General features: G+C 45.6%; 25 protein-coding genes and 1 riboswitch. Of the genes, 15 read left to right on the top strand and 10 right to left on the bottom strand.

What is annotated here, in order from left to right; all coding sequences use genetic code 11:
* Positions 1-8: 8 nt before the first annotated feature.
* Complete coding sequence (locus tag BQ5375_RS11405; RefSeq protein WP_022132888.1) at positions 9-656, bottom strand: LexA family protein; 648 nt, start codon at positions 654-656, stop codon at positions 9-11.
* A 248-nt stretch (positions 657-904) separates the two neighbouring features.
* Between BQ5375_RS11405 and BQ5375_RS14360 the strand changes: the two genes are divergently transcribed.
* The gene (locus BQ5375_RS14360) at positions 905-1069 is read left to right on the top strand and encodes a hypothetical protein (RefSeq protein ID WP_022132887.1); all 165 of its coding nucleotides are present in this window, start codon (positions 905-907) and stop codon (positions 1067-1069) included.
* A 244-nt stretch (positions 1070-1313) separates the two neighbouring features.
* Positions 1314-1940 carry an RICIN domain-containing protein gene (locus tag BQ5375_RS11400; RefSeq protein WP_022132886.1) on the top strand — a complete coding sequence of 209 codons (627 nt, stop codon included), beginning with the start codon at positions 1314-1316 and terminating at the stop codon, positions 1938-1940.
* A 56-nt stretch (positions 1941-1996) separates the two neighbouring features.
* Here BQ5375_RS11400 and BQ5375_RS11395 read toward each other — a convergent pair whose 3' ends face one another.
* From BQ5375_RS11395 to asd, 8 genes are all read right to left on the bottom strand, one after another.
* Positions 1997-2890, bottom strand: a complete 894-nt coding sequence (locus BQ5375_RS11395) for a DUF3298 domain-containing protein (protein WP_022132885.1) — start codon at positions 2888-2890, stop codon at positions 1997-1999.
* Entirely contained in the window at positions 2891-3370 is a 480-nt protein-coding gene (locus BQ5375_RS11390; protein ID WP_022132884.1) for an RNA polymerase sigma factor, read from the bottom strand.
* Positions 3371-3484: 114 nt separating this feature from the next.
* On the bottom strand, positions 3485-4426 hold the full coding sequence (locus BQ5375_RS11385; RefSeq protein WP_022132883.1) for a glycosylasparaginase: 942 nt from the start codon (positions 4424-4426) through the stop codon (positions 3485-3487).
* Complete coding sequence (locus BQ5375_RS11380) at positions 4423-4632, bottom strand: hypothetical protein (RefSeq protein WP_076917951.1); 210 nt, start codon at positions 4630-4632, stop codon at positions 4423-4425. Before BQ5375_RS11380 ends, BQ5375_RS11385 begins: the two co-directional genes overlap by 4 nt.
* Positions 4622-5086, bottom strand: a complete 465-nt coding sequence (locus BQ5375_RS11375; RefSeq protein WP_022132882.1) for an ACT domain-containing protein — start codon at positions 5084-5086, stop codon at positions 4622-4624. Before BQ5375_RS11375 ends, BQ5375_RS11380 begins: the two co-directional genes overlap by 11 nt.
* 50 nt (positions 5087-5136) lie before the next feature.
* Positions 5137-5883 carry a 4-hydroxy-tetrahydrodipicolinate reductase gene (dapB, locus tag BQ5375_RS11370; RefSeq protein ID WP_022132881.1) on the bottom strand — a complete coding sequence of 249 codons (747 nt, stop codon included), beginning with the start codon at positions 5881-5883 and terminating at the stop codon, positions 5137-5139.
* Between the two features lie 99 nt (positions 5884-5982).
* A complete protein-coding gene (gene dapA / locus BQ5375_RS11365; protein ID WP_022132880.1) occupies positions 5983-6876 on the bottom strand; it encodes a 4-hydroxy-tetrahydrodipicolinate synthase in 894 nt (297 codons plus the stop codon).
* 14 nt (positions 6877-6890) lie between these two features.
* Positions 6891-7970: an aspartate-semialdehyde dehydrogenase gene (gene asd / locus BQ5375_RS11360; RefSeq protein WP_022132879.1), complete on the bottom strand. Its 1080-nt coding sequence runs from the start codon at positions 7968-7970 to the stop codon at positions 6891-6893.
* 188 nt (positions 7971-8158) lie between these two features.
* Positions 8159-8341, bottom strand: a riboswitch (Lysine riboswitch).
* A gap of 302 nt (positions 8342-8643) precedes the next feature.
* Between asd and queA the strand changes: the two genes are divergently transcribed.
* The 4 genes from queA (at position 8644) to BQ5375_RS11335 (ending at position 12359) form a co-directional block, all read left to right on the top strand.
* Positions 8644-9690: a tRNA preQ1(34) S-adenosylmethionine ribosyltransferase-isomerase QueA gene (gene queA / locus BQ5375_RS11350; protein WP_022132878.1), complete on the top strand. Its 1047-nt coding sequence runs from the start codon at positions 8644-8646 to the stop codon at positions 9688-9690.
* Positions 9691-10212: 522 nt separating this feature from the next.
* The gene (gene tgt, locus BQ5375_RS11345; RefSeq protein ID WP_076917949.1) at positions 10213-11343 is read left to right on the top strand and encodes a tRNA guanosine(34) transglycosylase Tgt; all 1131 of its coding nucleotides are present in this window, start codon (positions 10213-10215) and stop codon (positions 11341-11343) included.
* A 141-nt stretch (positions 11344-11484) separates the two neighbouring features.
* On the top strand, positions 11485-11829 hold the full coding sequence (gene yajC, locus BQ5375_RS11340) for a preprotein translocase subunit YajC (protein ID WP_022132876.1): 345 nt from the start codon (positions 11485-11487) through the stop codon (positions 11827-11829).
* An 80-nt stretch (positions 11830-11909) separates the two neighbouring features.
* Positions 11910-12359, top strand: coding sequence for a TIGR04086 family membrane protein (locus tag BQ5375_RS11335; RefSeq protein ID WP_022132875.1), 450 nt, complete (start codon positions 11910-11912; stop codon positions 12357-12359).
* Between the two features lie 39 nt (positions 12360-12398).
* On the opposite strand, the gene BQ5375_RS11330 is transcribed toward BQ5375_RS11335, so the two are convergent.
* Positions 12399-13757 (bottom strand): S41 family peptidase, encoded by a 1359-nt coding sequence (locus tag BQ5375_RS11330; protein ID WP_076917948.1) that lies wholly within the window; start codon positions 13755-13757, stop codon positions 12399-12401.
* Between the two features lie 251 nt (positions 13758-14008).
* Here BQ5375_RS11330 and BQ5375_RS11325 point away from each other — a divergent pair, with 251 nt between their 5' ends.
* The 9 genes from BQ5375_RS11325 to BQ5375_RS11285 all read left to right on the top strand — a co-directional run bounded on the left by BQ5375_RS11325 (position 14009) and on the right by BQ5375_RS11285 (position 26391).
* Positions 14009-14260: a hypothetical protein gene (locus BQ5375_RS11325; protein WP_022132872.1), complete on the top strand. Its 252-nt coding sequence runs from the start codon at positions 14009-14011 to the stop codon at positions 14258-14260.
* A 415-nt stretch (positions 14261-14675) separates the two neighbouring features.
* A complete protein-coding gene (gene pyrR, locus BQ5375_RS11320; RefSeq protein WP_076918162.1) occupies positions 14676-15215 on the top strand; it encodes a bifunctional pyr operon transcriptional regulator/uracil phosphoribosyltransferase PyrR in 540 nt (179 codons plus the stop codon).
* A 44-nt stretch (positions 15216-15259) separates the two neighbouring features.
* Positions 15260-16540, top strand: coding sequence for a dihydroorotase (locus tag BQ5375_RS11315; protein WP_076918161.1), 1281 nt, complete (start codon positions 15260-15262; stop codon positions 16538-16540).
* A gap of 37 nt (positions 16541-16577) precedes the next feature.
* The gene (gene pyrF, locus BQ5375_RS11310) at positions 16578-17501 is read left to right on the top strand and encodes an orotidine-5'-phosphate decarboxylase (RefSeq protein WP_022132869.1); all 924 of its coding nucleotides are present in this window, start codon (positions 16578-16580) and stop codon (positions 17499-17501) included.
* Positions 17502-17544: 43 nt separating this feature from the next.
* Complete coding sequence (locus tag BQ5375_RS11305) at positions 17545-18657, top strand: carbamoyl phosphate synthase small subunit (RefSeq protein WP_022132868.1); 1113 nt, start codon at positions 17545-17547, stop codon at positions 18655-18657.
* Positions 18658-18709: 52 nt separating this feature from the next.
* Positions 18710-21904 (top strand): carbamoyl-phosphate synthase large subunit, encoded by a 3195-nt coding sequence (gene carB, locus BQ5375_RS11300; protein ID WP_022132867.1) that lies wholly within the window; start codon positions 18710-18712, stop codon positions 21902-21904.
* 357 nt (positions 21905-22261) lie between these two features.
* Positions 22262-24358 carry an HlyD family efflux transporter periplasmic adaptor subunit gene (locus BQ5375_RS11295; protein ID WP_022132866.1) on the top strand — a complete coding sequence of 699 codons (2097 nt, stop codon included), beginning with the start codon at positions 22262-22264 and terminating at the stop codon, positions 24356-24358.
* Complete coding sequence (locus BQ5375_RS11290) at positions 24359-25126, top strand: ABC transporter ATP-binding protein (RefSeq protein ID WP_022132865.1); 768 nt, start codon at positions 24359-24361, stop codon at positions 25124-25126. It abuts the gene before it with no gap.
* Complete coding sequence (locus tag BQ5375_RS11285; protein ID WP_022132864.1) at positions 25123-26391, top strand: ABC transporter permease; 1269 nt, start codon at positions 25123-25125, stop codon at positions 26389-26391. The genes BQ5375_RS11290 and BQ5375_RS11285 overlap by 4 nt, the downstream gene beginning before the upstream one ends.
* Positions 26392-26473 lie beyond the last annotated feature (82 nt).

Below are 26473 nucleotides of genomic sequence, written 5' to 3'. Positions count from 1 at the left end.
GGCTAGAATCAATCAATCAGGCTGGTAAAACCAACTGCTTTGCCAAGAATACGAACCTGGGAAAGTTCTTCTCCCGTGTAGACCAGAGGCTCGTAAGCGGGATTAGCAGGGGAAAGGACCAGCTTATCAGGATATTTATAGACCCTTTTGAGCGTTGCCGAGTTTTCGATGCAGACAGCGGCAATCGAACCATTGTCGACATCGGGTTGTTGGCGAATGTAAACGATATCCCCATCGTGGATATGAACGCCGATCATGCTGTCCCCATGGCAGCGCAGTGCAAAGTCTGCCTTAATGTGTTGGGGAACTTCCAGAATTGCTTCCACGTTTTCTTCCGCGAGAATAGGAGTTCCGCAGGCGATATCGCCGATCAGCGGAATCTGATAGGTTTTGGGTAAAGGGATCAGATTATCGATTGAAGAATGAAGGGGGGGATTCATCTGATCGGTCTGACATAGCAGCCATGCAGGATCGACCTGAAGAGCTTTCGCGATTGCCTCAATAACGGGCAGCTTCATCTTTTCAATTTTGCCTTTTTCATAGCGCTGTATCGTTGAGACGGCTACACCAACCTCTTTGGCGATGTCACCCAGATTCATACCCAATTCTTCCCGTCTGGATTGAATACGCTTTCCGGTTTGGATGTTTTTTTCCACAGCTTTCCCTCCTTTTTTCTTATTATACCACGTAGTTTTGCAGGACGCAACCGCAAAAATAAAAAAATTGCGCAGCGCTATTGACTTCTTGTTTGCATAGTGCTAAAATCAAATCAGAGCAAAGAAAGAAAAAAGACGGAATACTTGTAAAATTTGGGGAGAATCGAGGGATAGATTGCTAAAAAGTGCAATTTTTTTGCTTGTAAAGTTGCACAGTGCAATCAAACGAGCGATAAGGAGGGCTAAAAATGTTTGCATTTTTTTATTTAGGTGCTGCGTTGTTTGGAGGAATGATTTTGCTGGGAGTTTGTGGGATGCTGGCAGAACGCTACGTTGCAGCAAAAGAAAGACAAGAAGAATTTTTAATTGAGAGAGAAACGTTTGAGGTGGAACTTCACTCTAAAGCATGTTAGTCTGGTAAGAGCAAAGTAAAAAGAGAATAAAATAAAAAGGCAAGTTTAGTTTAAAAAAAGTAAAAACAGAAAGGGAAAAGGAGAAAGAAAATCAAGAATAAAAAGAAGGGAAAAACAGGTAAAAGAAAACAAAAACAGAATAGGCAAGAAATTTGACCACTTGACCGACAGGTGATATAATAAATCTAAACCAAAGCTTCATGACACTGGAATATGATATCATCTTGAGAAAGAAGAGGTTCAAATGAAAGTTTATAAAACAAAAGAGTACCGTATCATGTCGGTTACATCAGGTAAATTACTGACCGCAAATGAAGACCAGCTGATTACTGTGGAAGCTGCGGATGAACAGAAAGCACAGAACTGGAAATTCTTCCCGGAAGAAAACGGCTGCTATCGCATCGTCAGCACAAAAAGCAAAAAAGTAGTGGACATTATTGCTGGCGGAACAGTGAATGGTGCATGGGTTCATCAGTGGGAGACAGTCAGTGCAGATAGCCAGCTTTGGAAACTGGAAGAGGATGGAGAAGCAGTGCGCATCTCTTCGCTGTCCAGCGGAAAATATCTGGATGTTGCTTTGGAAGATAACCGCCATGTACAGATTTGGGAAAGAGGCGGCGAAAATCAGCTGTGGAAGATCGAAGTTGTAGAAAAGAAAAAAGAGGATTTGGCAGCACTGAAGAAAAAGGATCCATCCTCCATTAAAAAACCAGAGCCAACTGCAATCAAACAGAAAGAACCTTCTGCCATTAAACATAAAGAGCCATCCGCACTCAAACACAGAGAGCCATCGGCAATCAAGGAAAAAGAGCCGGCAGCAATCAAACCGGCTTACCAAACTCCTTCCAAGAAAAGAAGCAGAAAGAAATAATAAGATGCAAAAAAGCTGTACCAAACGGTACAGCTTTTTTGTGTGGATAAATCCTTTTATTTAGATGGAAGAAGGATTTCTTGAGGAATGACAAATTCTGGTCTGCCTGTGCTTCCTGGTGCGATTTCATATTTATCAAATACGATCACAACCTGATTGTTGGAGTTAATATAGAATTTTGTCTGATCATTGATGGTCTGGAATGCGTTTTCATCGGTAAAGAAGAGAGGGTATTCGCTTTGAGCGTTGCGCTCTTCGATCTGGGAACGTATTTCCTTATTTGCAATCTCAATATAGTTATCACCCAGCAGCTGCTGAAGGGTCAGTTCTTCTCCTGTCTGCGCATTCAGATTATAGTAAGCGACCGTTTCAGAGAAGTTGTACCAGCTTTGATACATATAGAGAGCAAAAGAGAGAACGTCGTCAGACTGTGATTTAATTTCGTAATTTACATCAACCTTGATATTTTTCTGCTCAAACTCTTCTTCTGTTCCGCCAGTTTCCAGAAAAGCTTTTTTGTACTCATCAATCTGAGTCTGTGCGTCTGCAAGATACTGGTCAACAACAGCTTGAATCTGCGCATTAACATCAATGTTTTCTGTTTTACCGCTATCATCGGCGACAGCAGGTTGTTTTACGGTAATTTCTGTGTTGTCTGTTTTTTCGGTGTAGTTGCGGATGGTGAGAACCTGAGACAATGTTCCTAAAATGGGAAGGTTTTGGATGCTGGCTGCAAAAGCAGGAGAAGCGTTGACGCTGACAACAAAAACGCAGCTAACAGCAGCCATAACAACAGCAGCTCGGGAAAAAAAGCGTTTTTGACGTCCAAAAGAATAGCGGCAGGTACGGTTCAAGACAGCCCGTTCCCGCATTTTTTCTTTTGTTTGGTCGATTAACTGCTCAGAAGGGGATATCTTGGAAAAAAGATCACGGTAGGATTGATCGTTCATTTAATTGTCCTCCTCTAAAATAGATTTTAATTTTTGTCTGGTCCGTGTCAGCCTGGAACGAATGGTAGATTCGCGTTGAGACAGGATAGAAGCAATTTCACGGACCGATAACTGTTCATAGTAAAAAAGATGAATCAGGTCACGATCTTTTGCAGGCAATTTCTGTAAAGCACAGAACAGTGCGGATTCCTGTGGAAAAATTGTCTCCTCAGATTCTTCCGGCAGATGGTCCAAAGGAACGGTACGTCGCCGCCATGCACTGCGCCACAGCTGATTGCAGCAGTTGATCGTGACACGAATCAGCCATGCTTTGCGATGTTCTTCCGATTGAAAGGGAGTCGTACAATCGATGAGTTTTAAAAAGACCTCCTGAAAAATATCGTCAGCATCGCTTTTTGAACCGGTATGAGAAAATGCCAACCGGTAAACCATGTCAGAATAAAGTGAAATAACAGAGTCAATAGATTCGTTTGTATACAAGCGTAAGGACCTCCCTTCATAAGTAATATCCATCAGAAAAGGAAAATGCTGCAAAAAAATGAAAAAAATAAGAGGTACAGTAAAAATGTACCTCTTGATGGTTTTACAGATCGATTAATCGCCGCGATAGCTGTTAAGCCAACCCTGATCCGGCTGAAAGATGGAGATTTTTCCACCGATGTTGGAAGCAACATAAAGCTGGGTGGAAAAGTTTTGATCGGTGACAACGAACGGGAAAGCGGATAACGTGGTGGCAGCTCCTGCATTTCCATAGCAGTCCATTGCGATGACGGAGATGCTTCCGCAGCTGTGATTGCATCGCAGGAAACGCTGTAAATGCTGCTGGAGAGCAGTTTCGCAGGCGGTCTGAGGGTCCATTCCGTTGCGCATTTTCTCTACGATAGAGAAGGAAAGACAGCCTTTCATGATGTCTTCTCCAACGCCGGTAGCTGCAGCACAGCCAACTTCAGAATCAGCATAAAGTCCTGAACCGATGATTGGGGAATCGCCAACACGACCGGGCATCTTTAAAAACAAGCCGGAGGTGGATACGCCGCACGCCATGGAACGACGATGGTCCATACCAATGACACAGACGGTATCATGTTCTTTGTAGGCTTCCAGCATTTCGGAATCCCGCATCTTATCTGTCTGGTCATAGCGTTTTTTACTCTCAGGGGAGAGCATATTCTGGAAGGCAAAGCCCTTAGACTGAGCATATCGGGTGGCACCGATATCGGAAAGCAGACAATTTCTCTGATAATGGCTGAGGTCAAAGGCAACTTCAATCGGGTTTTTGATATTCTTTACCGACATAACGCCGCCAAATCCCAGTGTATCGCCGTTCATATAAGTAGCATCCAGTTCGACCTCACCGTTTAGATTAGGAAGTCCACCATAGCCAACCGATGAAATAGCAGGGTCATCCTCAACGGTTTTGACCGCCATCAGGATCGCTTCGTGAACCGGAACGTTTCGTTTTAATAAAGGAGCTGCCCGCTTCATGCCAAGCAGGGACATTTTCCACGTAGAAATCATGCAGCAGTTTTTTATCATGATTCTTCCTCCTTTGTGCGTGGAGAAAATTTTTCACAGACAGGCTGTGTCGGGGAAATACGGGTACCTTCCCCGATTTTATAGTTGCGGCTGTAAAAACTGCCCCTTTTGCGGCAGAAGAAGAAGGGTGGACGGCGATAATCGGTCGCGCGGTCATCCTTCCAGCACCAACGGCAGTCGATACAGCAAAGAGATTTAGATTCCATAGTGCTGTTTTAATGCATCCAGTACGGAAGAAAGTTCGTGCTGTGCAATCAAAATGGAGATATCCACTTCAGAGGTTGTGATTAGCATGATTTCATTGGTAATGGAAGACACAACCGAAAATGCTCTTGCAGCGACACCCGGCATGGAGCGCATTTCTTCACCGTAGAGCTGTACTTTGCAATTGCCGCTTGAAACAATCGGACGTACCGAAGGATGCTGCTCCCGAAAGAGTTGGATGATGGCAAGTGCCCGAACCAGATCCTCCGATTGAACGGTAAAGGAAACGTTTGCACTTTCACCGATTGGAGCAGATTGGGAAATCATGTCGATGTTGATATCCTGCACAGCGAATTCTGTCATGATCTGGGAGGTGACCGAAAGGTCTCGGGGAATGTTGTTAAAGCTGATGAGACAGACATCTTCGGTCACAGAAATTTTGCTGACACCATTCATAGAATCAGATCCTTTCTCTTGGAAAAAGGTAAAGTTTTCTAAGCTCTATCTTAAACCAAATCGCCCATATTGTAAAGTCCCGGTTTGCAGTTTGCCAGGAAAAGAGCAGCATTGATGGCGCCGGTTGCAAAGATTTCCTTACTCATGGCGGTGTGTGTCAGCGAGATGATCTCATCATGACCAGCAAACAGGATTTCATGTTCACCTACAATTGTTCCGCCGCGGACAGCATGGATACCGATTTCGTTTTTGCTGCGTGCAGCACGGCGGCTGTGGCGGTCGTAGACATACTGTGGAGCATCTTTAAGTTCTTCCGAAATGGCATCAGCAAGCATCAGTGCGGTGCCGCTTGGAGCATCCACCTTGCGGTTGTGATGTTTTTCGATGATTTCGATATCAAAATCGTTACCCAACACTTTAGCAGCTTTTTTTGCAAGTTCTGTCAGGAGGGATACACCCAGCGACATGTTGGCAGAGAAAAAGACTGGGATGGTTTTTGCAGCCTCATGGATTGCTTCCACCTGTTCAGGAGAAAGTCCTGTAGTTGCAATAACAGCAGGAATCTTGTGTTTTACTGCATAATCGAGCAGGGAATTGGTAACCGAAGGATGAGAAAAATCGATAATGACATCGCAGGCAACATCACACTGCTCCGGAGAAGAGAAAACCGGATAGCCGCAGTCGATGGAGTGAATGTCGATGCCGGCAGCAATGTGGCAGTCATCGCGCTCAGAAACAGAGCGGGTGATGACCTGTCCCATTTTACCTCCTGCACCGGAAAGAAGAATTGATACCATAATAAAACGTCCTTTCTTTTGCCGGAAATCCGAAAAGAATTTCCATTCTTTCTTTTATCCTTAAAAAGGGGGCCGGGAAAAAGCCCGACCCCGATCTGTTTATTCTTTTATCAGGCCCTGTTCCTGCATCAGAACGCGCAGGTGTTCTTTTGCCTGCGGCTGCATCGAAACCAGAGGCAGACGGCATTCGCCGCACTCCCAGCCCATCATGTTCATGGCTTCCTTGACAGGAATTGGATTTACGTCAGAGAAAAGCGCATTGATCAGCGGCAGGAGTTTTAACTGAAGTGCACGGCTTTCTGCAATCTTTCCTTCAAAGAACAGACGGCAGATGTCGTGAGTTTCGCGTGGCATAATGTTGGAAAGAACCGAGATAACGCCCTTTGCACCCAAAGAAAGCAGAGGAACAATCTGGTCATCGTTGCCCGAATAAAGATCCAGCTCATCGCCGCAAGCCTGTGCGATCTGCGCAATCTGAGAGATGTTGCCGCTAGCCTCTTTGGCTGCAACGATATTCGGATGTTTTGCAAGCTCCCGATAGGTAGCAGGGGTGATGTTGACACCGGTACGGGATGGAACATTGTACAGGATGATCGGCAGATCGGTCGCGTCCGCAACTGCGTTAAAGTGACGGATGAGACCTGTCTGAGAAGTTTTGTTGTAATATGGAGTAACGTGGAGAAGAGCATCTGCGCCAACCCGTTTTGCTTCTTTGGACATCCATACAGCATAAGAAGTGTGGTTGCTGCCAGCACCTGCAATGACCGGAACGCGGCCATTTACACGTTTTACAGCATACTCAATGCAGTCTACATGTTCCTGGTCGGTCATGGTAGCGGATTCACCGGTTGTGCCGCAGATAACGATAGCATCGGTGCCATTTTCGATTTGATTATCGATGATCTGACCCAGTCGGTCAAAATTGATGGATTCATCCGGATTCATCGGGGTTACGATGGCAACGCCCGCGCCGGTAAAGATGGTCTTTTTCATAAATTAGCCCCTTTTTAGTCAAGATAGCCTTTGCTTGCCAAGGTTTCTGCCATCAGAACAGCACCGCCTGCTGCGCCGCGGATGGTGTTGTGGGAAAGGCAGACAAACTTATAGTCATACTGGCTGTCTTCGCGCAGACGACCGACCGAAACGCCCATACCATTTTCCAGATTGCGGTCCAGTTTGGTCTGTGGGCGGTTGTCTTCCTCAAAGTAGGTTAAAAACTGCTTTGGAGCGGAAGGCAGATTGTGCTGCTGTGGGTAACCTGCAAAGTTTTTCCAGGCATTCTTGATTTCCTCAATGGTTGGTTTTTTCTCAAAGGATACAAATACGGCAGCAAGATGACCGTCTGTAACCGGTACACGGATGCACTGGGTGGTGATGGAAGGGGTGGAAGCTGGGATAATCTCAGAATCCGAAACAGTTCCCCAGATTTTCAGCGGTTCTTTTTCGCTCTTTTCTTCTTCACCGCCGATAAATGGGATAACGTTATCTACCATCTCCGGCCAGGTTTCAAAGTTTTTGCCAGCACCGGAAATTGCCTGATAGGTGCAAGCGAGCACTTTGGTGATGCCCCATTCTTTGAGTGGGTGCAGAGCAGGAACGTAGCTTTGGAGAGAGCAGTTGGATTTTACAGCAACGAATCCGCGTTTAGTGCCCAGACGTTTTCTCTGTGCTTCAATGATCTGTGCGTGGTCATCGTTAATTTCTGGAATCATCATTGGAACATCCGGTGTAAAGCGGTGTGCAGAGTTGTTGGACATAACCGGACACTCATATTTTGCATATGTTTCTTCCAGTGCACGGATTTCATCTTTTTTCATATCCACTGCACAGAAAGCAAAGTCAACGCTGTGTGCAATTTCTTCTGCGTCAGCAACAGCATCCTTTACTACGATGGATTTTGCTGCTTCCGGGATTGGAGTGCTCATCATCCAGCGTCCGCTGACAGCTTGTTCATAGGTTTTTCCAGCAGAGTGTGCAGAAGCAGCAAGTGTGGTTACATGAAACCACGGATGATGCTCCAGCAGGGAGATAAAGCGCTGACCGACCATGCCGGTAGCACCGATGACGGCTACATTGTACTGTTTCATTTGTGATACATCCTTTCAGAAATATGAGGATAAAACACTGTATGCTTTCTTATTTTAAAAAATGCTGATTTTAAAACAGGAAAGCAGGATATGAAAAAAGCCGGTTTAAAAAAACCGGCGAACTGTTGATAGGGGCATTTTCCTGTTTTTCAGAAAAGAAAACAAAAAGCAAAGATGAAAATCAGGAAAAACCGGATAGCGCTTCACCACCTTTTCAAAGGATGGTGACAGTTGTGCCCTTATTCAGGACACACCCAGGGCAGCATCCGCCGAAATGCTCCCTTCGGCACCGTTCCCTTTGGCAAAGGACTCAAACAGCTTTGGCAGCCTTATCCTGTGCTACTGATGAAAGGTGCGCCTCTATCGTTTCATATAAAGTTTAAAGTGTTTGGGTATATATTAGCATTGCATCACCCTACTGTCAATACAGATTTTGACTTTTTTTGATTAAACTGTAAAAATGTAGAATCTTTTGCAGAAAACAGAAAGTTTAAGACGGAGAAAAGCAGCGTTTTTGTGGGGATAGACGGAAAAAGATCGGGGAGCTTTTGTCTTTGTTGACATCGGCAAAAAGAAACCGTACAATATAGACTGATATTCTGATACAAAGGGGAATGAGAACCTGCTCATCTCTCCAAAACATTCTACACCTGTACAGTGAAGGAGAAACAATATGAAAAAATCAGATTTTTGGTTTGATCTGCCACAGGAGCAGATCGCCCAGACCCCGATTGAACCAAGGGATCATTCCCGACTGCTTGTAATGGATCGGGAAAGCGGAAAATGTAGCCACCATCATTTTTATGATGTGCTGAATTATTTAAAAGAAGGGGATCTGCTGGTTGTCAACGATTCCCGCGTTATTCCAGCAAGACTTTATGGAACGAAGGAAGACACCGGCGCAAACATTGAAGTCCTGCTTCTGGAACAGAAGGAAAAGGATGTTTGGGAAACACTGGTAAAACCGGGCAAAAAAGCAAAACCGGGCGTAAAGCTCATTTTTGGCGAAGGATTATTAAAAGGTGAGGTTTTGGAAACCGTAGAAGGCGGAAACCGTCTGATTCGCTTTAGTTACGAAGGAGACAGCATCTTCCCGGTACTCGAACAGATCGGAAATATGCCGCTCCCACCTTACATCACCGAAAAGCTTCAGGACAATGAGCGCTATCAGACTGTTTATTCCCACGAACTTGGCTCGGCAGCAGCGCCGACAGCAGGTCTCCACTTTACCAACGAACTGCTGGATAAGATCAAGGCAAAAGGCGTTAAGGTTGCAACCGTAACCCTGCACGTTGGTTTGGGAACCTTCCGTCCGGTCAAAGAGGACGAAATTACCGACCACAAGATGCACTCCGAGCACTATTATCTGCCGCAGGAAACTGCCGATCTGATCAACCAGACCAAGGCAAACGGCGGACGTGTCATCGCAGTTGGAACGACAAGCTGCCGAACCCTCGAAACATTGGGTACCAAACAAGGACTGCCGCTGCACACAGAAGAAGGTTATACCGACATTTTCATCTATCCAGGTTATCAGTTTAAGGTGCTGGATGGACTGATCACCAACTTCCATCTGCCGGAAAGCACTCTGATTATGTTAGTCAGTGCTTTTGCAGGCTATGAGCATACTATGGCAGCCTATGACCTTGCAGTAAAGGAGAAATATCGTTTCTTCTCCTTTGGCGATGCTATGCTGATTGTAAACGATGCAGATAAATAAGCAGGCTGAGCCTGCCCGCTGTTTGCCTTCGGCGCAAAGACAGGTAGTTGGGTGAAAAACAAAAGTTTTACTCAATTTTTTTCAAAAAATTGTGGGTTTCCAAAGGGCAACGCCCTTGGCGCACTCCGCAGAGTGCGGAACCTTATCGTTCAGGCGCATTTGGGAGTAAATTTGTCAATCCAAGTTTTGGATTGACAAATAGGGGGTTTTTGCAAGAGAAAAACCCCCTCTGGAAACTGCCGAGATGCACCATCCAGAAAAACCTCCCAGTGGGAGATTTTTCGTATTTGGCGCTGAAATTCAAATGCAGATAAAACTTGATTGGGTTTTCATCTGCATAACTGTGTGCAGATGCGCGCTCCCGTGCGCCAGAACCGAAACGACTTATTGCCCCTATCGATTTTTATCTTTTGTTTTTTTATATGTTGCGACAAGTGCCCAAAGGCTCTGCCTTTGGAAACCGCAAACTTTTGTGTACAAAAGTTTGACAAAAAACTTTATCATAGTAATTCGGAGGATTTTATGTATACATTGTTAAAACAGGAAGGACGTGCCCGCCGCGGTGAATTCAAAACGGTACATGGCACAGTCCAGACACCGGCCTTTATGAACGTTGGTACTTCGGCGGCAATCAAAGGCGGTATTTCTTCCTATGACCTGAAAGATTTGAGATGTCAGGTAGAGCTTTGCAACACCTATCATCTGCACCTGCGTCCAGGCGATGAAAAGATCAAAGCACTGGGCGGCCTGCACAAATTTATGGGTTGGGATGGACCGATTCTCACCGACAGCGGCGGCTTCCAGGTATTTTCTCTGGCACAGTTGAGAACCATCAGCGAGCAGGGAGTAAAATTCCAGTCCCATATTGATGGAAGACGCATCTTCATGGGACCGGAAGAGAGCATGCGCATCCAGTCTAACCTTACTTCCACTATTGCAATGGCATTCGATGAATGTATCGAAAACCCGGCAACCAGAGAGTATACGAAACGTTCCATCGACCGCACCGTTCGTTGGCTCAGACGCTGCCGAGCAGAAATGGATCGCCTCAATGCGGCAGAAGGTACCATCAACCCGCATCAGATGCTGTTTGGTATCAACCAGGGTTCTACCTTCCCAGATTTGCGTATCGAACACATGAAGCAGATTTCGGAGATTAACTGCGACGGCTATGCGATCGGAGGTTTGGCAGTTGGAGAACCTGCTCCGGTTATGTATGAAATCATCGAAGAGGTTGAACCATATATGCCAAAGGACAAGCCTCGTTATCTGATGGGAGTTGGTACACCGGTTAATATCATCGAGGCGGTTTATCGCGGCGTGGACCTGTTCGACTGTGTTATGCCAAGCCGAAATGCACGTCATGGTCATCTGTTTACCTGGCAGGGCATCATCAACATCAACAATGCAAAATATGAGCTGGATGACAGTCCGATTGATGCAGAGTGTGACTGTCCGGTTTGTCAGCGTCATTCCCGCGCTTATATCCGTCATCTGCTCAAAGCAAATGAGATGCTGGGTATGCGCCTTGCTGTTATGCACAACCTGTATTTCTATAATACCCTGATGGAAAAGATCCGTGCAGCACTGGACGAGGGAAGATATGAGCAGTTCCGTGCAGAGATGATTCCACTGTTGGGCAGAAGAATTTAACGAGTGAGAATTTTGTCTGTATTTTACAGAGAAACCACTTGCAAAGTACAGCTGAAACAGGTATAATGTTGCTTGTATATCAAAATGCAGGGGATTTTTCCCAGCGCATTTTTGCTTATTTTAACGGAGGTGCAAAAACCCATGGCAAACTTTTATCTTACCGCAGCAACATCGGATACTGCTACTATGCTGGCAACCTTTATTCCACTGATTCTGATGTTCGTTGTATTCTACTTCATCCTGATCCGTCCTCAGAAAAAGAGAGAAAAAGAAGTTCAGAAGATGAGAGAAAACATCGAAATTGCAGATGAAGTTGTAACAATCGGCGGCATCATCGGCAGAATCGTCAGCATCAAAGATGATACTGTTGTAATCGAAACAGCAGGTGACAGAAGCAAAATCCGTCTGGCTCGTTGGTCCATTCAGCAGAACATCACTGCAACTGAGAGAGCTGCTCAGGAACAGGCTGATAAAAAATCCAAATAATCCGCTTGATTTTAGCGAATAAATATTGGACACCCCGAATATCCTGTAACAGAAAATGCAGGATACGGGGTGATTTTTTTATGGAAAAAAGGAATATCCGTGCAAAGGGAAAATCAACAGAAGGAAATAAAAATACAGGTCGAAAATCAGAGGATAGCCGTCAGAAAAAAGCAGTGATTGTGGGGTGTGCAGCAGCGATTGCAGCAGGAATGGTGTTGCTGACAATTCTTTCTGTTGCAATGTCCGCAGGAAAGGTGCCGATTTGGGCAGTCAAGGGGATTGGACTTATTTTAGGATGCCTGCTTGCCTGCATTGGAGCATTCTTTTGTGCAAGACACGCAAAGCAAAATGGTTTCTTCCTTGGAATGCTGTGCGCAGGAATCTTGTTTGCAGCAGGGATGTTGGGCTCTCTTGCAATTGGTGAAACTCCGGGGTTCTGGGCATTGGTAAAACTGTTTTCGATGCTGCTGTGCGGATGTCTGTGCGGCAGTATTGGGGTAAACTTAAAGCAAAGGAAAAAAGGGTTTTAAAAAAGAGGAACGGAAAAATCCGTTCCTCTTTTTGACTTTTTATTCAGCAGCAGGTTCTGTTTCAGTTGTTTCTGTTTGGGTTTCTGCTCCTTCTTGAGTTTCTGTTTCTGCAGGAGCTTCCTCGGAGGTTGTGGTTTCTCCGTTTGCTTCTTCAGGAGCAGCAGATTCCTCTGTTGTGGTGGTTTCTGTGTTCTGTGTCAGCAGGGTAGAGGAGTTGGTGATTTCCAGTGCTTTTTTCAGCTGAGGATCGGTGGTTTCATCCAGAGTATCAAAAGCTTTTACCTGATCTTCGGTCAGAGTAACTTCGTAATCTGGTTTGATACCAACGCCATCATAGTTTGCACTCTTTGGTGGATTGTACTGAGCAACGGTAATGCGGATTGCAGAACCATCTTTCAGAGAATGGGTTACCTGCATAACGCCTTTGCCGTAGGTAGTGGTACCGACCGATTTTGCAACACCGTAATCGCGCAGTGCCTGTGTGAACAGCTCTGCTGCACTGGCAGTATTTTCATTGGTCAGAACAACCATAGGCTTATCGATGCAGTTTGCATCCGATGTACCGAGAACTTCAGTGGAACCATCACGATAAGTTGCGGTTGCAATGGTACCTTCCGGCAGCAGCATATCCAACATCTTGATGGCTGGATCAACCAGACCGCCGGTATTGTTTCTCAGGTCAAAGATCAGGGACTGTGCTCCCTGGTTGCCGATCAGATCTTCTACCGCTTTTTTAAACTGGTCATAGGTGTTTTCATTAAAGTCGACAATTTTGATGTAGCCGGCAGTGCCGATCATTTTTGGATATACAGTAGGGGTTACAACAACACGGCGGGTAATCTCGGAGATTTCACGATCCTTGTTGTCGCTGCGGACGGTCAAGCTGAGTTTGGTGCCAGCTTTGCCGCCAATCTCACTGATTGCGTCATTATAGGTGTCTGCGGTGACGTCGATGTCGTTTACCTTAACGATCAGGTCACCAGCTTTGATGTTTGCCTCAGCAGCAGGAGAATCTGGATAAACTTCTGTTACCTGAATAAATCCGCTTTCGCTGCGGGTTGCACGAATACCGATACCAACCAGCTTGCCTGCGTTTTCCTGCTGAAGTTCCGCATACTGGGAAGCAGAATAATAGGTAGCATACTGATCGGAGAGTCCGGCGATATATCCCATCGAAATATAGTCATTTAAAGTTGTTTCATCGATGGTACCGTAATAGTTCTTTCGTACATAGCTGTCAATCTCGGAAAGCTTGTCATACATCGCTTCTCTTTGGGAAACGTTGGTGACGGTAGTGGAGAACATCTGCCTGGAAAAAATCATGGTAATGGAAAATGTTACCGCGGTGATGACGAACATAAGGGCGAGGGCCAGCCCCAGGGAAATTTTCTTGTTCATAATATAGCTCCTAATTCTTAAAATCGATATAATCATAAACAATGCAATGATAACTCAATTATTTTACCATAAAATTTTTAAATTTAAAACAGTTTATGAAAGATTTTCCGAAAAAGGCGAACAGGATTTTCAAAAAAACAGGAGAATTCAAGTGAATTTTCACAATTTTTTTCAAAAAAATAAATCTGGATTGATTAATAGGAACAGAAATGATATAATTCTTAAAAAAGAAGACAAAGGAGGATCTGTTTATGCCTTGTTTTGAAAAGATAAAAAATGATGGAATGAAAGGAAAGGAAGCTTCTATCCTTGCGCTGATGGTGGTTGTGGCAAGTATGGTTGCCATGATTGCGGTGATCTGCGTAAAATCGGTTTCGGTGCTGTTTAAACTCAACAAAGCACTGGACCTTTACATTAAGGAACAGAAATATCGCCACGAAAAAGAAATGATGATGGACCACCTCTATCATGATTATGACGATGAGGAAGATATGTCCCTCTAGCGATTTGTTAAAAAAGGAAACAAAATAACCTTTTCTTTATGCTTCGAGGAACTTTTGCAGCAGAATGACCAAAAAAAAGTCAATATTTATGCGAAGTTTGACGTGTCAGCACTAGACATTTTGCAGAGAATTGGATATACTTATCCTTAAAGAAAAACAAGACATATTGAACTTGCAAATGAAGCAATCTGTCTTGTCATTATTATCCTGAAAGCGAATCCTTTAAGACGGTCCTGTGAGGCTGGCAAGGTGGTTTGATGGGGTAACCATATCCAAAAGGGAATCTTTTGGAAAAAGTCCGGAAAAGCTGGGCTTTTAATGTGATGGAAAAACCTGCTGTCTGCTGCCGAAAGGTCGCAGGCAGCTTTTTTTATGCGCTGGCTTAAATTTAACCAATGGGGAGGATTTTGATATGCTGGTCGAGAAAACCCAGATCATGGATCAAAAAGCCATGCTGAGGGCAATCACAAGAATTTCGTTTGAAATTATCGAGCACAACAAAGGTGCGTCAAACCTGTATATCATCGGTATCATGACCAGAGGAGCGGAGCTGGCACAGCGGGTAGCAAAAAAAATCTCCGAGCTGGAAGGTACCACGGTGGAGGTTGGATATCTGGATGTTACCGCTTACCGCGATGACAAACGCAGCGGTGAAAGACGCCAGGATCGAACCGATCTTCCGTTTTCCATTGAAGGAAAACAGATTATCCTTGTGGATGATGTAATCTATACCGGCCGTACCGTCCGGGCAGCGATGGACGCTATCCTGCAGCGCGGCAGAGCAAAAAGTATCCAGCTTGCAGCGTTGATCGACCGCGGACATCGGGAACTTCCGATTCGCGCAGACTATGTCGGAAAAAATCTGCCGACATCCCGTGACGAGTTTGTCAAGGTTTCGGTCGAGGAGCGGGACGGAGAAGATCAGGTAACAATCTGTATTGAAACGGATGAATAATATAAAATAAAAGCAGAGGAAAGGAAGGGACTTTTGTGGAAAAAATGCTCATTGCAAATGCCAGGATTTTAGACCCGTCCTGTGAACCACCGGTTGACTTTATCGGTGATATTCTGATTGAAGGAGATCGAATCATCAAGGTCGGTTCCAATCTGGCACAGACCAAGATCGCACAGGGTGCACAGCATATTGATGCCTCGGGACTTTGTGCAGCACCGGGATTTCTGGACATCCACGTTCACCTGCGTGATCCTGGATTTACTCACAAGGAAGATATCATTACAGGCTGTAAGGCAGCTGCTGCCGGAGGAGTAACTGGTGTTTGTTGTATGCCAAATACCAAACCGGTTACTGACAGCGAAGAAGTTCTTTCCTATATCTTGGACAAGGCAAAGGATGCGGACGCGAGAGTTTATCCGATTGCATCCATTACAAAAGGAATGCTCGGTCAGGAGCTAAATGACATCGCAGCGCTGCATGCCTGCGGAGCGGTAGCGGTCAGCGATGACGGCAGACCGGTTGAAAACGGCGGTATGATGTTAAAAGCCCTGAAAGAAGCTTATAAAGCGGGTGTTCCAGTTATCAGCCACTGTGAAGATCTGACCATCATCGATGGCGGCATCATCAACGAAGGACGCATCTCCAAAGAGTTGGGCGTTAAAGGCATGGATCGCGCAAGCGAAGACAGTATCACCGCAAGAGAGATCGTACTTGCAGAGAGTTCTGATACTGCAATCCACATTGCACATGTCAGCACAAAAGGCTCGGTTCAGCTGATCCGGGAAGCAAAAGCAAGAGGGGTCAAGGTTACCTGCGAAACAGCACCGCATTATATGATGATGACCGACGAATTGCTGCTTTCTTACAATGCAAACTTCCGCATGAATCCACCACTCAGAGAGCAGGAAGACTGCGAAGCGATTGTGGAAGGTGTTCTGGATGGAACCATCGATGCAATTGTGACCGACCATGCACCACATGCAGCAGAGGAAAAAGCAAACTTCCTCAAGGCACCAAATGGCATCGTTGGACTGGAAACCAGCTTTGCAGCAGCCTGCACCGTACTGGTTCATCAGTGCGGCATGAGTCTGCTTGACCTGGTGAAACTCATGAGCACCAATCCTGCAAATCTGCTTCGCCTGCCGGGTGGAACCCTGCGGGAAGGAAGCCTTGCAGATATCGTTCTGTTTGATCCGGACAGAAGCTGGACAGTCGATGCAGAAAAACTGCACAGCAAGAGCAAAAACACTCCATTTGACGGTCTGGAACTGACCGGACGGGTGGTACGAACAATCCTTGGCGGAAAAACAGTATTTGAACTTTAAAAGATAGATACAGAACAAAGGACGGAGGAACCAAAGGATGAAAAGACTGATTGAAAAGATCGCACAGATGCAAAACCCAAGTGTAGTAGGACTGGACTCCCTGCTTGACTACATCCCACAGCATATCAAAGATGAGAAGTTTGCGACATACGGCGATACCTTTGATGCAGCAGCACAGTCAATCCTCGAATACAACAAGGCTATCATCGACCAGATCTGCGACATCGTTCCGGCAGTAAAACCACAGGCAGCTTACTACGAAATGTACAGCTGGCAGGGAATGTGGGCACTGTGCGAAACTGTAAAATATGCGCAGGAAAAAGGCATGATCGTTATTATGGACGGTAAAAGAAACGATATCGGTTCTACCATGCAGGCTTATGCAAAAGCTCATCTTGGCACAAGCACTGTAAATGGCAAGGAACTTTCCGCATTTGGCTCGGACATGCTGACCGTTAACGGTTATCTTGGCTCGGATGGTGTAAATCCTCTGCTGCCAATCTGTGACGAGCAGGATAAGGGCATCTTTGTTCTGGTAAAAACATCCAACCCATCTTCTGGAGAACTTCAGGATCAGAAGATTGGCGACAAGAGCATCTATGAAACCATGGGTGCAATGTGCGAACAGTGGGGCAGCCAGACAGAAAACAACTACGGCTATTCCCGCGTTGGTGCAGTAGTAGGCGCAACCTATCCGGAGCAGCTTGCTGAGATGCGTCAGAAGATGCCACACACCTTCTTCCTGGTTCCAGGTTATGGAGCACAGGGCGGCGGTGCAAACGACGTTGCTGGTGCATTTGATAAAAATGGCTTAGGCGCAATCGTAAACTCTTCCCGTGCAATTCTGACTGCATGGAAGAAAGCTGGCACAGACGGCAAAGACTTTGCAGAGCAGGCAAGAAAAGCTGCCCTTGCAATGAAAGAAGACATCATGGGTGTTGTAGGTAAAATTACACTGTAAGTTTTAGGATAGAAACCAATAGAAGGAACATGGAGGTAAGCATATGGATATTTTTAACAATGCGCAACAGGCATGGCTTGTGCTGGAGGACGGTACGGTTTATGAAGGTTACGGTCTGGGCAGCAGTGAGGATGCAATCGGTGAATTGGTGTTCAACACCAGCGTAGTAGGATTTCAGGAGATCCTGACCGACCCTGCAAATGCCAACAACATTATTGTTGAAACATTCCCGCTGACAGGAAACTACGGCGTCAACCACGAGAATGATCTGCACGAAAGCATCACAGCAAGAGGCTGGGTCATCCGTGAGTGGTGTGCACAGCCATCCAATTTCCGCATGGAAGGCAGAATTGACGAATATCTGGAAAAGAAAAACATCAGCGCTATTTTTGATCTGGATACCCGCGCAATCACCAGAAAAATCCGTGACGGCGGCGTACAGAATGCTCTGATCACCCGCACCAATCCAGAAGGCTGCAAGGATGAACTGGTTGCAAAGATCAAGGCATGGAAAAAACCAATGCCTGCATGGGTAAACTACAATGAAAAAGTTTCCTTTGAAAAACTTGACAGCAAATACAGCATCACGATGGTAAACTACGGTATCCGTAAAGATGTCATCAATGCTCTGATGGCAAGAGGATGCAGAGTAACCGTTGTTCCAGCTTCCTACACCGAAAAGGAAATCATGGAGACAAAACCGGATGCAGTTGTTCTTTGCGGCGGAGCAGGTCTGGAAGCACTGCGTACTGACTATGCTCAGAAGGAAAACGCAATTGATGCAGCACAGGAAACTGTTGCAGCACTGATGAAATCGGGTGTTCCAGTACTGGGTATCGATTTTGGTCACCAGATCATGGCACTTGCAATGGACGGCTCGGTTGAAAAGATGCATTGCGGTCACCGCGGCGCAAACTGCCCTGTAACCGAGATTGCAAGCGGTAGAACATTTATTACCTCCCAGAACCATGGTTATATCGTAAAAGATATTCCTGCAAGCGCAGTCGTTAGCCATGTAAACTCCAATGATAAAACCTGTGAAGGTCTGGAATATCCACAGATGAAAGCAATGTCTGTACAGTTTATTCCAGAATCCGAAATCGGACAGAAAAACTTCGACGGAATCTATGAAAGATTCCTTGGAATGGTAAAATAAGCATCTTGGAACAATAATAAGAGGACTATAAACGGAAGAAAGGTTGATCGATATGCCGTTAAGACAGGATATTAAAAAGGTACTGGTAATCGGTTCTGGCCCGATTATCATCGGACAGGCAGCTGAGTTTGACTATGCAGGCACACAGGCTTGCCGTGCACTGAAAGAAGAAGGTCTGGAAGTTGTTCTGGTAAACTCCAACCCAGCAACCATCATGACCGATAAGGCAATGGCAGACCATGTTTACATCGAGCCACTGAACATCGATGTTGTAAAGAGAATTATTGAGATTGAAAAACCAGACAGCGTTCTTTCCACTCTGGGTGGTCAGACTGGTCTGACCTTCTCGATGCAGCTTGCAAAAGAAGGCTTCCTGGATTCCCACAATGTAAAACTTCTGGGTGCAAACCCTCTGACCATCGATAAGGCAGAGGACCGTCAGATGTTTAAGGATACCATGGAAAAGATCGGCGAGCCATGCATCCCTTCCAAGGTAGTAAATACCGTTGAAGATGGTCTTGCATTCATCGACCAGATCAAATATCCAGTTATCATCCGTCCAGCATTCACCATGGGTGGTACCGGTGGTGGTATCGCTTACAATGAAGAAGAATTCAGAGAGATCGCAGGAAACGGTCTGCGTCTGTCCCCAATCACCCAGATCCTGGTAGAGAAATGTATCTCCGGCTGGAAGGAAATCGAGTTTGAGGTTATCCGTGACTCCAAGGGCAACATCATCACCGTTTGCTCAATGGAAAACGTTGACCCAGTTGGTGTACACACCGGTGACTCCATCGTAGTTGCTCCAGCAGTTACCCTTTCTCCAGCAGAATTCTCCATGCTCAGAAAAGCTGCTCTCAACATCGTAGAAGAGCTGGGCGTAGAAGGCGGATGTAACTGTCAGTTCGCTCTGCATCCAACTTCCATGGATTACGCAGTAATCGAGGTTAACCCACGTGTATCCCGTTCTTCCGCACTGGCTTCCAAAGCAACTGGTTACCCGATTGCAAAAGTAGCAACCAAGATCGCAATCGGCTACACTCTGGACGAAATCATCAACGCTGTAACCGGCAATACCTACGCTTGCTTCGAGCCATCGGTTGACTACCTCGTAGTAAAATTCCCGAAATGGCCATTTGATAAATTCGTTTACGCAAAACGTACCCTTGGTACCCAGATGATGGCTACCGGTGAGGTTATGTCCATCGGTACTTCCTTCGAAAGTGCAATGATGAAAGCAGTTCGTTCCGTTGAACTGGGCTTAGACAGCTTCAACCTGCCAAAATTTGCTGACAAGACCAAAGAAGAGCTGCTTGAGCTGCTGCACAACTGCGATGATGAGCGTATCTTCTGTGTATATGAAGCACTGAAGAAAGGCATCCCAGCAGAAAAGATCCATGAAATCACCATGATCGACTGCTGGTTCATCAACAAGCTGGACAACCTCAGAAAGACTGAAGAAATGCTTGCTAACTGCGAGGAACTCAGCGAGGATTTGTACCTGCGTGCTAAGAAATATGGTTATCTGGACAGCACAATTGAACGTTTCTCCGGTAAGAAAGTAGAACACCACAGAAAAGGTGTTTACAAGATGGTAGATACCTGTGCAGCTGAATACAAGGCACAGACTCCATACTTCTACTCCACCTACGATGAAGAAAACGAAGCAGAAGAATTCATCGAAGAGCGCAAATCTGACAAGAAGAAGATCCTGGTATTCGGTTCCGGTCCAATCCGTATCGGTCAGGGTATCGAGTTCGACTACTGCTCAGTTCACTGCGTATGGGCACTGAAGAAACTCGGCTTTGAAGCTGCTATTGCAAACAACAACCCAGAAACTGTATCCACCGACTTCGATACCGCTGACAGACTGTACTTCGACCCACTGACTCCAGAAGATGTTGACAACGTTCTGGAAAGCGAAAAACCATGGGGCGTAGTAGTACAGTTCGGTGGACAGACTGCAATCAAACTGACCAAATACCTCTCCAAGAAAGGTGTTCGCATCCTCGGTACCTCCGCTGATTCCATCGATGAGGCAGAAGACCGTGAACGTTTTGATGAGCTGCTTGGCAGACTGGGCATTCCTCGTCCAAAGGGTGAAACAGTCCTGACCAAAGAAGAAGCAGTTGCTGCTGCAAACAGACTGGGCTTCCCAGTTCTGCTGCGTCCTTCCTATGTACTGGGTGGTCAGAACATGATCATTGCTCACACCACCGCTGAAGTAGAAGAGTACATGGACATCATCACCAGCCACATGAAAGACAACCTCGTCCTGATCGATAAATACATGATGGGTAAAGAGGTTGAGGTTGACGCAATCTGCGACGGTGAGGATTACCTCATCCCAGGTATCATGGAGCATATCGAAAGAGCTGGTATCCATTCCGGTGACTCCATCTCGGTATATCCTGCACAGACCCTGTCCCAGAAACTCAAACGTACCATCATCGACTACACTGGCAAGCTTGCAAGAGAGCTGAAGGTTGTTGGTCTGGTTAACATTCAGTACGTTATCTACAACGATGAAGTTTATGTTATCGAGGTTAACCCACGTTCTTCCCGTACCATCCCTTACATCAGCAAGGTTACCGGCGTACCAATGGTTGAGATTGCTACCCGCATGATGTTCGGCGAAAAACTGCGTGACCAGGGTTACGGCATCGGTTTGTACCCAGAAGCTGAGTATGTAGCAGTTAAAGTTCCAGTATTCAGCTTTGAAAAGCTGCACGATGTTGATACTCTGCTTGGCCCAGAAATGAAATCCACCGGTGAGGTTCTGGGTATTGCTAAGACATTTGATGAAGCGCTCTTCAAAGGTCTGGTAGCAGCTGGTTACAAGATGAAACATGAAGGCGGCGTTCTGGTAACTGTTCGTGATACCGATAAACAGGAAGTTGTTCCGATCGTTGAGAAGTTTGAGAAACTCGGCTTCAACATCTATGCAACTGCAGGTACTGCTCTGACTCTGAACCAGAACATGATCGCTGCAAACACCGTTCGTAAGATCGAAGAAGATGAACCAAACATCATGACCCTCTTTGATCAGAACAAGATCGACTATATCATCACCACTTCCAAGAAGGGAAGAAAACCACAGCGTCATTCGGTACAGATGCGCCGTCGTGCAGTAGAACGTTCTATCGTTACTATGACAGCACTGGATACTGCAAACGCTCTGGCAAATTCTCTGATGAGCAATCGTACAGTAAACGATGTAGAACTGGTCGACATCACAAAGATCTAAGGAAAGCTTTTAGAGCACACCGTTTCAAACGGTGTGCTCTTTTTTTCTTATGAAATTTATTTTAAAAATTGAAGGGAAGCGGATATTTTATTCCGTTTTATAATAGAAATAACAGAGAAAACCATCATTTTTTTCAGGAATTATGGATGCGTTATGTACAAAGTATGAATGAATGCAAACTAGCACAATTTGACGAAAACAGGTAGGTGAAAAATCGTTTTTTCTGAGGATTGTAACAAAATGTGAAGTGTGATATAGTTAGTAAAAGCTGGAGAAAGCGCTTGACTTTTTCAAACAAAATTGATATTATTGTATTAATCCAATAATACAATTAGGAATCCAAAAGGAGACTTGTGTATGTCAAAGAAAAAAATTATCGGAGGCGTATGTGCAGCACTTGCTGTTGTAGTTGTGGGAGGATATGTGATCACCAGTCAAAAAGGTGCAGCACAGATGATTGTATCGACCGAAACTTTGCAGCAGATGGATCTGAAAAATACCGTTAGCCTGACCGGAACGGTGGAAACTCAGACAGGAAGAAAGGTCTACTCTACATTGACCTATCCGGTGGAATCGGTTAACGTAGAGGTCGGTGATGTTGTTCAGGAAGGGGACGTGCTTGCAAAACTCAAGACAGATGATCTGGAGCTTGATATTGCACAGCAGCAGGCAGCAGTAACAGCAAGCAACAATCAGGCTGCACATCAGATTGAAGTCAGCCGCAAAGCGTATGAAAACGCAAAAGAAAACTATGAAAATGGTCTGGATTCCAGCGCCATTTCGGCAGAACAGAGCGTAACACAGGCTGAAAACAATGTGACCCAGTCTGAATACAGCGTAGAAAGTGCAAAACTGCAGGTGGAATCGGCAGAAGCTGCGGTTCGGGACGCAAGAGAAAATTATCGTCTGACCCGCGACCAGCTGGAAGGTAATGTAACCGATGCCGAAAAAGCACTGGATAAAGCGGAAGAGGCTCTGTCCGATGCAAAAGCAGCCTATAATGATGCTGTAGCACAAGCGCAAGGTCAAAAGAACAGTGCACAGCAAGCTTTAACAGCGGCAGAAGCTGCTTATAAACAAGCGGAAACAGAGTGGAATAATTTCCAAAATGAACATAGACAAGACTATGAAACTGCACAAACAAAATTATCGGGAGAAAAGGAGAAAGTAGAACAAGCAGAAATTAATTATAACAAAGCAGTTGCTGGGAGCGCTGGACAAGATGAATTAACCCGTTTGGAAGAAGAATTAAAAAGAGCACAAGCCTCTTATAATGTTGCAGAAATCGAATTTAATCAAGTAAAAGCAGAATGGGATCCAGCAAAAGAAGCATATACTTCGGCACAGGAAAACTATGCTGCTGCTCAGGAAGCTTATGCAACAGCATCTTCTGCTGTTGATTCTGTGTCTAACAGCGCATACAGTGGAGTTGCTTCCGCTGAGAGTGGAGTTGCTTCCGCAGAAGCTCAGCTGGATGCAGCAAAAGACGCACGCAACGGCACAACACTGGCACAGGTAGAGCAGGGTATCGGCTCAGCAAATCGTGGTGTGGATAGTGCAGAGGTCCAGGAAGATGTCGCAAAAGCGCAGCTGGATGCAGCAAAACAGTCTGCAGAGTCGGCAAAACAGCAGCAGGAAGCAACCAAGAATGCAATTGAGCAGCAGATTGACAGCTTGCAGGACAGTCTGGTTGGAAGCCAGCTGGCAGCAGAAAGCAACCGTGCTCAGGAAATTGCAATCCAGAAAATGCAGAATACTCTGGAAGATGCCAGCATTACTGCTCCGGTTTCCGGTGTTGTTACCGCAGTTTATGCAAAGGTGGGAGAGACAGGAAATGGCCTGCTCTTTGTAGTAGAAGATACCGAGTCTTTGAAAATCACAACCCGCATCAAAGAATATGATATTGCAAATGTTCAAGTAGGTATGCCGGTTACCATCAAGTCGGATGCAACCGGAGACAAAGAAATTTCCGGTACTATTACATATATCGCACCAGCAGCTGTTAAGAGCGACACTGGTTCCACTCAGACTTCCAGCAACAACTCGAACGTTGAATTTGAAGCAGAGGTTCAGGTTAATGATAAAGACAGCGGACTGCGCATTGGTATGAATACCAGACTGACAGTCTTGCTGGAAGAAAAGCAGGATGTTTTTGGTGTTGCCTATGATTCTGTTGTAAAGAAACAGGATGGAACCGATGTTCTTTATGCAGTCGAGCCAAAATCTACCGAAGGTAAAGATGCTTCCACTTATATTGTAACAGAGGTTCCGGTAACTACCGGTCTGGAAACTGATTTCTATATTGAGGTGTCCGGTTCCAATATCCAGAATGGTATGTCCATTGTCAGCGACCCACAGAGTGTAACGCCGGGAATGGAGGTTACGCCAGATTTTGCGGTAGCAGGACAGACAGCTCCGGTCATCGGACTTTCTTCGGAGAGCGAGGCTCAATAAATGGCAAAAACAATTATTGATATGAAGGGAATTGTCAAGAAGTTTTACATTGGACAGCCCAATGAATTGACCATTCTCAAGGGAATTGACCTAAATGTGGAAGAAGGGGAGTTCGTTTCAATCGTTGGTCAGTCTGGTTCCGGTAAATCAACATTGATGAATATTATCGGAGCCCTTGATCGTCCAACGGAAGGAGAATATACGCTGGATGGCGTTGCAATCAATCAGGCAGGAGATGCACAGCTTTCTGGAATCCGCAATTCCAAAATCGGATTTGTTTTTCAGACATTTAATTTGATTCCAAGAACTTCAGCACTGAAAAATGTGGAACTGCCGATGCTGTACGCAAGTGTTCCAAGAGGACAGCGAACCGCAAGAGCAAAGGAACTTCTGGAAATGGTTGATATGGGAGAACGTATGGGACATATGCCGAATGAGCTTTCTGGCGGACAGAAACAGCGTGTTGCCATCGCACGTGCTATGGCAAATGATCCGGCAATTATTCTGGCGGATGAACCGACCGGTGCGTTGGATTCCTCGACAGGACGTCTGGTAATGGATTTGTTTCATCGTCTGCATCGGGAACAGGGCAAGACTATCGTATTGATCACGCATAACCAGGAACTTGCGGAAGAAACCCAGAGAGTTATTACCATCCGAGATGGACAGGTTGTGGACGAGCGCCGGATCAATCACGAAGTTTTGCCGCCTGACAGCTTTTTCAAAGGGCAGCAGGATGAAGCTAGGCAGGAGGAACAGAGTCTATGACACAACTTTTAGAGAATATCTCGTTGGCCATTTCCGGACTTCGTGCAAACAAAATGCGTGCACTGCTGACCATGCTGGGCATCATCATCGGTATTGGTTCAGTAATCGGTATTGTCATGGTCGGCGACTCGATGACCAACATGATGACCTCCTCTCTGCAGGAAGTGGGCGCTAATAATATTCAAATCAGTATCCAGCAGAAAGCGTCCGAGACAGGTATGAGCTACTCAGTACAGATTGATGAAGAAGACTTGATCAGCAACGATATGATTGATCAGTTTATGACGGCATATGGCGATGTGGTGGATGCAGTCAGTGCTTCTGAGACAATGGGAAGCGGACGGGCAGAGGATGGACGAAAGTACGCCAATGTCAGCATCAGCGGCGTCAACAACGGTTACCAGGCCGCAAATCATCTTACCATGCTGGAAGGCAGATTCATTGATGAGCGTGATACGAAAGGAATCAAAAACGTAGCAGTTGTATCAGATAAGCTGGTAAACAATATGTTTGCGCCTGGTGAAAGTCCTTTGGGACAGGAAGTGAAGGTTTATCTGGGCAAGGATATCTATACCTTTACAATTATCGGTGTCTATGAATATAAACAGGATGCTCTTACTTCCATGATGGGAGCGATGGCTTCGGATCAGGATCTTTCTACAGCTTTATACATTCCGATTACTACACAGTGGAAATTGACCAATGCGACAGAAGGATTTTCCTATATTACCATTTTGACCAAGCAGGGAACAGATTCCAGAGCACTGGCAAACCAGTTTGAGGATTATTTTAATCGCTTTTATCAGCGCAATACTGATTTTGGTGTAATGGCGATCAGCTTGGATTCCATTATCGATCAGTACACTTCCATGATGGGAACCATTCAGGTTGCGATTGCGGTTATAGCAGCTATTTCTTTGCTGGTAGGCGGTATTGGTGTTATGAACATCATGCTGGTATCGGTAACCGAGCGAACCCGTGAAATTGGAACCAGAAAGGCTCTGGGCGCAAAAAATAGTGCGATCCGGATGCAGTTTATCGTAGAGTCGGTTATTATCTGTCTGATTGGCGGTCTGATCGGAATTGTGGTCGGTATGTCTTTGGGATATGCGGGAGCAGCGTTGCTGAAATTCCCGGCACGTCCATCTTTGCAGGCAATTTTGATTGCAGTTGGTTTCTCCATGGCAATCGGTGTCTTTTTCGGATATTATCCGGCAAACAAGGCAGCGAAACTTGACCCAATTGAAGCATTACGTTATGAATAATCAAAAAGCCGCGGAAAAATTTTTCCGCGGCTTTTGTAAAACAAGACAAAGTGTGTTATATTAAAAGTATCCTGTGATAATG

Source organism: Negativibacillus massiliensis (assembly GCF_900148495.1).
Classification (GTDB): Bacteria; Bacillota; Clostridia; order Oscillospirales; family Ruminococcaceae; genus Negativibacillus; species Negativibacillus massiliensis.
The sequence above is the reverse complement of the archived record's forward strand: the minus strand, read 5'-3'. Positions and strand labels throughout refer to the sequence as shown.